Raw genomic sequence first — 6983 nt, 5'->3', positions numbered from 1 at the left:
AAAGGCAGGGGTATCCATGATGGTAGACCTCAAGGAGATGGCCTACTTCAAGATTAGCCTTTCAACACGTAATTGGGACAGAGCCTTTTTTATCGCTCGTCTCTGGCTTAGGGCCCTGACCCGTCAGAGCCCCTTAATTGACTTCAAAGCCAGGGAGCTGCGGTCGGCCCCTGGTGCAGGCCCAGCTTCCAGACCCGGCCAAAGTGCTTGTAGTGACCGGCGGCCACACCGGCCTTCTCACCCATGCCATGGTAGAGATCCAGGTGTCCCTTCTTCACCGCGCCGCCGACATCGAGCGCGATCAAGAGCCGCAGCTGGTGCTTGCCGGTCCAGTTACCCTCTTTGTCGAGCAAGGGGACTTCCGCGAGGATCGGCGTGCCCATCGGCAGCAGGGTTTTGTCGGCAGCTACGGCGGCCAGCGGCAGCAGCGGGATACCGGCCGCCCCGATCACGTCATTGGTGGGGCGACGTTCGAAGAAGACATAAGAGGGGTTCTGCTCCACCAGCTCCTTGACGCTCTCCTCCGGTTTGCTGTTGGCCCACTCCTTGATGGCCTTCATGGACATCTGCTCTTTGGGCACTTCGCCCCTGTCGATCAACACCCGGCCGATACTCACGTAACCGTGGCCGTTCTTGCCGCTATAACCCAGATATTGTAATCGATCTTCATCCCCATAATGCACAAAACCCGAGCCCTGCACATCCATCAGGAAGTTGTCGATAAGGGATTTGCTGTAGCCCAGCTCCAGCCCACGGTTGGCCAGCGCCCCCTGATGGATCTCGGCCCGGCTCGGGCAACGGCCACCACACTTTGGCATGGCATAGATGGGATACTTGTATTTGGCATCCGGGCGATGGCGAACCTCCAGTACCGGCGAGTAGTAGCCGGTGAAGAGCACGTTGCCCATCCGATCCGCCCCGCCCAGCTGGGCCAGGCTGATACCGTAACGGGTGATGTCGGCAGGGTTGCCGCCGTTGGCCACCCAGCGGGAGAGCTGGCGATAGAGATCACCATAGCGACGGGTCATCTTGCCGGAGCGCTCCAGCACCAGCCGGCTTTGGGGGCCGAACTTGCTGTAGTCGGCGCGGGCCAGGCTGTTGACGCGTTCCACCCGCACCAGATCGTCGGGCAGCGTCCCGTCCAGATACTGCTTGCCCAGATTTTCTGGTACCTCGCAGTTGAGAAAACATCTGGCATCGGGTTTGTTTTTGGGCTCCTGGGCTTGTTCAGAGTTGCCAGCACAACCGGCCAACCCCAGCACAGCGGCGGTCAGCCAGTACGCGTGTTTATTCATATGTCCTCATATAACACCAAGCGTTATGTTCGGCGGGGAAGATGCCAAATTTGCAGGGGGAAAGCAAACGCCTTCACGCCTCTGACGACGGATTTCTCCAAAGGGGATCTTCTGGGTTATAACAAGGTAACAAGGTGTGAGAGGGCATGGATGGAACAGCTCGAAATCTTCCCGCTGCAGAGCCCCTGCATCGGGGTCTGCGAAGTGAACAACAAGGGCTACTGCAAGGGGTGCCTGCGCAATCGTGAGGAGCGTTTCAACTGGCTCACCATGACCCCCACCGAGCAGCAGGAGGTGATCCGCCTGTGCCGTAACCGCAAAGCACGGGTCGAGGCCGCCCGTCGCAAAGCGCAAGAGGCCACCCAGGCCAGTGAGCAAGAGCAGGCCGGCTGGGATTTTTGAATTTCCCCCACTACCCCCCTCTTTATATCCCTATATCCCTTTCCCATCAGCCATAAAAAAGCGGCCCGAAGGCCGCCTTGTTATCAATTGCATTTAATTGCTTTGCACCACTCAGGCCGCGGCCAGCTTGGCCTGTTCTTCACCGCGCTTGAGCATGGCGTAGGAGACACCGGTCAACAGCGAGCCCGCCGCAATCGCCACGATATACATCATGACATTACTGATGGCGTGCGGGATGAACAGCACGAACAGGCCGCCGTGGGGTGCCATCAGCTCACAGCCGAACAGCATGGAGAGCGCACCGGTCAGGGCGCCGCCGACCATACAGGCCGGGATGACGCGCATCGGATCCTTGGCGGCAAACGGAATGGCCCCTTCGGAGATGAAGCACAGACCCAGCACGAAAGAGGCTTTACCTGCTTCCTGTTCTGCCTTGATGAACTTGGTGCGGGCCAGGAAGGTAGCGATCCCCATCCCCAGCGCCGGCACCATACCGGCGGCCATCACTGCCGCCATCGGGGCGTAGGTTTTGGAGGCCAGCAGGCCGACACCGAAGGCGTAGGCCGCCTTGTTGACCGGCCCACCCATGTCGAAGCACATCATGGCGCCGATGATGACACCGAGCAGCACGGCGTTGGCAGAGCCCATGTTGTTGAGGAACTCGGTCATGGCATTCATGATGCCAGCCACCGGGCCACCCACTACGTAGATCATCACCAGACCGGTAAAGAGGCTGGCCACCAACGGAATGATCAGGATGGGCTTGAGCGCTTCCAGGGTGGTCGGCAGGCGCACCTTGTCGCTCAGGTACTTGGCGCTGTAACCGGCCAGGAAACCAGCCACGATGCCACCGAGAAAACCGGCGCCCAGCGAGCTTGCCAGCATGCCGCCAATCATGCCGGGAGCGAGACCCGGACGGTCAGCGATGGAGTAGGCAATGTAACCCGCCAGCACCGGGATCATCAGCGCAAAGGCGGAGCCACCACCGATCTTCATCAGGGCGGCGGCCAGGGTGCCTTCCACCTTGAACGCTTCGATACCGAACACAAACGAGAGCGCGATGATAAGACCGCCCGCCACCACCATCGGCAGCATGAAGGAGACACCGGTCAGCAGGTGCTTGTAGGGGCCTGCTTTTTCCTCTTTCTTGGGCTGGCTGCCACCACTGTGACGATACAGTTTTGCCTCGTTCCACGCCTTGTCGAGCTCGGCGCGGGTTTTCTTCAGTGCCGCGCCCGTGCTGGTGCGATAGACCTGCTTGCCATCGAAACGGGCCATGTCCACTTCGATGTCGGTTGCGAGGAACACCAGATCGGCGGATGCAATCTCCTCGGCGGTCAGGGCATTCTGGGCGCCGACCGAACCTTGAGTCTCGACACGGATCTGATAACCCAGCTGCTTGGCCATGGTCTCCAGCGCTTCTGCCGACATGAAGGTGTGGGCCACCCCGGTCGGGCAGGCAGTCACCGCCACGATGCGCTTGCCTGCGGCGGCTGGTTTAGCTGCTGCGGGCGCGGCTTGATGGCGATAGACGCTGGCGCCGCTGGTTGCGACTTCCAGCAGCGCGGCCGGATCTTGCAGGGCGAGATCCATGCTGCCCTGATAGACCCGCTTGCCGTCATAGGCAGCGAGATCCACCGGGGTGCTGGCAACAACCAGCACCAGGTCGGCTGCGGCAATCTGCGCCTTGCCCGGTACCTGACGGGGCTGCACGCTGGAGCCGACGTCGAGGGTGAGTTCCCAGCCAGCCAGTTTGGCCTGCTGTTCTATCCGTTTTGCAGCGAGAAAGCTGGTGGCAATGCCCGCCGGGCAAGCCGTAACCAAGATTGCTTTCATTGGGCATCTCCTGAGTTTTCCATTGAGGGGGTATTGAGTCGGGTCTGGGCAAGGTCATCCAGACGTTGCACACGCACCTGCTCGAGTAAGGGTGTCAGCACATCGATATCACTAAAACCGACCGCGATCTGACTGACCGCCAGCGCCGAGACGGCGGTGGCCAGCCGCAGGGTCTGCTCCGGCGCCCAGCCAAGGCTGAGACCATGGGCGAGACCGGCGACCAGGGAATCGCCGGCACCGACCGTGCTGACCACCTGCATGCGCGGCGGAATCGCCTGCCATACGGCATCCGGGGCAAACCAGATAAGGCCATCGGCGCCATTGGAGATCACCACATTGGGGATCCCGCTGGCCTGCAGCGCGCGGGCACACTCGGCTTGTTCGCTCAGGGTCTTGATGGGGCGGCCAGCCCATTGCTCAAGCTCTTCCAGATTGGGTTTGATCAGGGTAGGCACGGCCTTGATCCCTTCACTCAGGGCCGCGCCGCTGCAATCGAAGATCACCTGCTTGCCCTTGGCCTTGAGCAGGCGAATAAGCTGGGCGCAGTAATCGGGGGACACCCCTTTGGGCAGGCTGCCCGCCAGCACGAACCACTCGGCATGAGGTGCCAGATCGTCGATGGCCTGCTCCAGCGCGCTCACTTCCCCTTCGTGGATGGTGAGCCCCGGCAGGTTGAGATCGGTGACCCGACCGGACTGTTCGGAGATCTTGACATTGATGCGGGTGCTGCCCGCCACGCGCACGAAGTGATCGGCCAAGGCTCGCTCGGCAAACAGAGAGACGAAGCTCTGTTGGTTATCGGCGCCAAGCAAGCCGGTCACTGCCACCTCGCGGCCCAAGTCCTTGAGCACCATGGCGACGTTGATCCCCTTGCCCGCGGCGCGCAGGCTGGCCTCGCTCACCAGGTTCACCTCGCCCAGGCTCATTGCCTCGAGACGGGTGGTGAGATCGAGCGCCGGATTGAGGGTGATGGTCACAATGTCCATCAGTGCGCCCCCTCGCCCAGCCCGGCCGCGATGGCGGCGCCTATGCCCTTGAGCGCCGCTTCGGCATCCGGGCCTTCAACGCGAAACGCCAGACGGTGGCCGCACTTGACGCCCAGGCCAATCACCTTCATCAGGCTCTTGGCAGAGACCGCTTCACCGCTGCCATCCAGATTGGCAACCCGGATGTCGGATTCATACTCCTTGGCCACCTTGACCAGCATGGCGCCCGGACGGGCATGCAGACCGTGAGGATTGATGATGGTGAAGGTTTCGGAAAGCCCGCTCGCGGGGCCCGCTTGCAGCATGGTCAGACCCTCGTTGCCCGCCAGCGTGGCAAGTTGACCGGCCGCTGCCAGTTTAGCCAGATTCTCAAGTTGCGGCAGATGGCTGGCATCGGCGGCACACAGCAACAGCATGGCGCTGACCGGCAGATCACCAGCGCGCAGTTCACTGCTCGGCGTTGCCAGCACCCAGCCGGTCTGGGCAGCTTGCGCACGGGCCAGCCAAACTCCCTCGCCCAGATAAGCGGGATCGCTTGCCAGCAGCGCCGTCACCATAGTGGCATCGCCCCAGCCGGAGGATTTGGCGCGGGCGGCGGCGCCCAGCAGCAGCTGGTCGCGATCATCCGCCGGGAAGTCGGCCAGGGCCAGAAACTGCACCTCTTTGGCGGTTGTGGCCCCGGTCAAAATAGCGATGATGGTGTCGGCATCGGTGGCATTTTTAAGGGCCTCGGCTGCCTGCTCGTCGCCCAGCACGTGGGTAAGCTGGCGCAAGATACCCAGATGCTCGTCAGATTTGGCGGCAATACCGATGGCCACATAGGCAATCTGCCCCTCATCCCACTCGATCCCGTTGGGGAACTGGGCCACCATGACCCCCGTGCTCTTCACCAGATGACGGGTATCCGTGGTGCCGTGAGGAATGGCGATGCCGCTGCCGAGGTAGGTGGCGTGCTGCACTTCCCGCGCCAGCATGCCGTCCACATAACCTGCTTCCACCAGACCGGCTTCGGTCAGTTTGCCTGCCAGCAGGGCGATGGCATCCGCCTTGGTCGCCACCGATTGCCCCAGCAAGATCTGCTGCTGCGCCAACTTCAACATAGATATTCTCCATCAGGTTCCTGGCTGGCCGTGCGGCTCGCCGGATCAACACAATAAAAAGTTTGGGTCATTTACCTGCTGACAATAGACCGGATTGCATCCCTTCGGGAGCCGCCAGGGTTTTCATCCCCGGTCATCGATTGTCTGCTGACAAGCTGAATCGTTTCACTTACACTCAGACTGAATCGTTTCAGCCAATTGATCAAGTACCCACAAAGAGTGCTTTTCAATGATATGATCCCGCGCACACTTTTCGGTGCCCTCACCTGGCAGTGACCGTGGGCCCTGCAACTCAAACAGAGCCAATATGATGAAACTGGATGAAATCGCCGCCCTCGCCGGTGTCTCGCGCACCACGGCCAGCTATGTGATCAATGGCAAGGCCGATCAGTACCGCATCAGTCAGGCGACCCGTGACAAGGTGATGGCAGTGGTCACGGCCCACAACTACCAGCCGGACAGCCGCGCCGCCTCCCTGCGCGGCGGCCAGACCAGGACTCTCGGCTTTATCCTGCCCGACCTTGAGAACGCCAGTTACGCCAAACTCGCCAAGCGCCTCGAACAGGGTGCCCGGGCCCAGGGCTATCAGCTGCTGATCGTCTGCTCGGAAGATGAGCCCACCACCGAAAAGGAGCTGGCCGAGATGCTGGCCAGTCGTCATGTGGATGCTCTGCTGGTGGCCAGCTGCCTGCCACCGGACGATCCCTTCTATCCACGCCAACAGGCTCGCGGCATCCATGTGCTGGCCATCGACCGGGCCATGGCTGCCGACAAGTTCGTCACCGTCGCCAGTGAAAACCAGAAGGCGAGCTTTGATCTCACCGCCTCTCTGCTCACTCCAGCGCTCAAGCACATCGCCTTGATCACGGCGCTGCCGGCGCTCACGATCAGTCAGGAGCGAAAAGCGGGCTTCGAGCAGGCCGTCACCAGCCACAACGCCGCGCGCCATCTGTGCGAGGGGGCCCACTTCTCCCGCACCGAGGGCTATCGCCTGATCAAGGAGTTGCACCAGCGACTCGGCCAGTTGCCCGAGGCACTTGTCGCCACCTCCTACATATTGATGGAAGGGGTGCTGGACTACCTGCTGGAGCAGGAGACCGACATGAGCCGGCTCGCCATGGCCACCTTCGGGGACGATCGCCTGCTCGACTTCCTCCCCTTTGGCATCAACTCCCTGCCCCAGCAGCACGATGCCCTGGCCAGCCAGGCACTGGAGCTCGCCCTCAAGGCGATCAACGGCGAATACCTGTGCGGGCTGCACTACGTGAGCCGGACCCTCAAGCGTCGCCGCTGACCCCCCTTCACCGGGGCGCGCGGCGCCCCCCCCCCCCGCGGGGTGAGCCCCAACCCCCCCCCCCGGGGAT

General features: G+C 61.9%; 6 protein-coding genes. 2 read left to right on the top strand and 4 right to left on the bottom strand.

Annotated features, from left to right (window positions below; translation table 11 throughout):
• Window positions 1–143 precede the first annotated feature (143 nt).
• Window positions 144–1295: a murein transglycosylase A gene (gene mltA / locus ACW5XD_RS23805; protein WP_456497010.1), complete on the bottom strand. Its 1152-nt coding sequence runs from the start codon at window positions 1293–1295 to the stop codon at window positions 144–146.
• A 150-nt stretch (window positions 1296–1445) separates the two neighbouring features.
• Here mltA and ACW5XD_RS23800 point away from each other — a divergent pair, with 150 nt between their 5' ends.
• Entirely contained in the window at window positions 1446–1697 is a 252-nt protein-coding gene (locus ACW5XD_RS23800) for a DUF1289 domain-containing protein (protein WP_456497009.1), read from the top strand.
• Window positions 1698–1808: 111 nt separating this feature from the next.
• Here ACW5XD_RS23800 and fruA read toward each other — a convergent pair whose 3' ends face one another.
• From fruA to fruB, 3 genes are read right to left on the bottom strand one after another with little or no spacing between them, the layout of a single operon-like run.
• A complete protein-coding gene (gene fruA / locus ACW5XD_RS23795) occupies window positions 1809–3533 on the bottom strand; it encodes a PTS fructose transporter subunit IIBC (protein ID WP_456497008.1) in 1725 nt (574 codons plus the stop codon).
• Window positions 3530–4519, bottom strand: a complete 990-nt coding sequence (pfkB, locus tag ACW5XD_RS23790) for a 1-phosphofructokinase (RefSeq protein ID WP_456497007.1) — start codon at window positions 4517–4519, stop codon at window positions 3530–3532. The genes fruA and pfkB overlap by 4 nt, the downstream gene beginning before the upstream one ends.
• The gene (fruB, locus tag ACW5XD_RS23785; RefSeq protein WP_456497006.1) at window positions 4519–5619 is read right to left on the bottom strand and encodes a fused PTS fructose transporter subunit IIA/HPr protein; all 1101 of its coding nucleotides are present in this window, start codon (window positions 5617–5619) and stop codon (window positions 4519–4521) included. Before fruB ends, pfkB begins: the two co-directional genes overlap by 1 nt.
• 307 nt (window positions 5620–5926) lie before the next feature.
• Between fruB and cra the strand changes: the two genes are divergently transcribed.
• Complete coding sequence (cra, locus tag ACW5XD_RS23780; RefSeq protein ID WP_456497005.1) at window positions 5927–6913, top strand: catabolite repressor/activator; 987 nt, start codon at window positions 5927–5929, stop codon at window positions 6911–6913.
• Window positions 6914–6983 lie beyond the last annotated feature (70 nt).

This window comes from Aeromonas enterica, assembly GCF_054052465.1.
The sequence above is the reverse complement of the archived record's forward strand: the minus strand, read 5'-3'. Positions and strand labels throughout refer to the sequence as shown.

Bases quoted from the DNA above. Each gene is read 5' to 3' on its own strand.
- fruB (WP_456497006.1), bottom strand. From the start codon at position 5,619: ATGTTGAAGTTGGCGCAGCAGCAGATCTTGCTGGGGCAATCGGTGGCG.
- pfkB (WP_456497007.1), bottom strand. From the start codon at position 4,519: ATGGACATTGTGACCATCACCCTCAATCCGGCGCTCGATCTCACCACC.
- mltA (WP_456497010.1), bottom strand. From the start codon at position 1,295: ATGAATAAACACGCGTACTGGCTGACCGCCGCTGTGCTGGGGTTGGCC.
- ACW5XD_RS23800 (WP_456497009.1), top strand. From the start codon at position 1,446: ATGGAACAGCTCGAAATCTTCCCGCTGCAGAGCCCCTGCATCGGGGTC.
- cra (WP_456497005.1), top strand. From the start codon at position 5,927: ATGATGAAACTGGATGAAATCGCCGCCCTCGCCGGTGTCTCGCGCACC.
- fruA (WP_456497008.1), bottom strand. From the start codon at position 3,533: ATGAAAGCAATCTTGGTTACGGCTTGCCCGGCGGGCATTGCCACCAGC.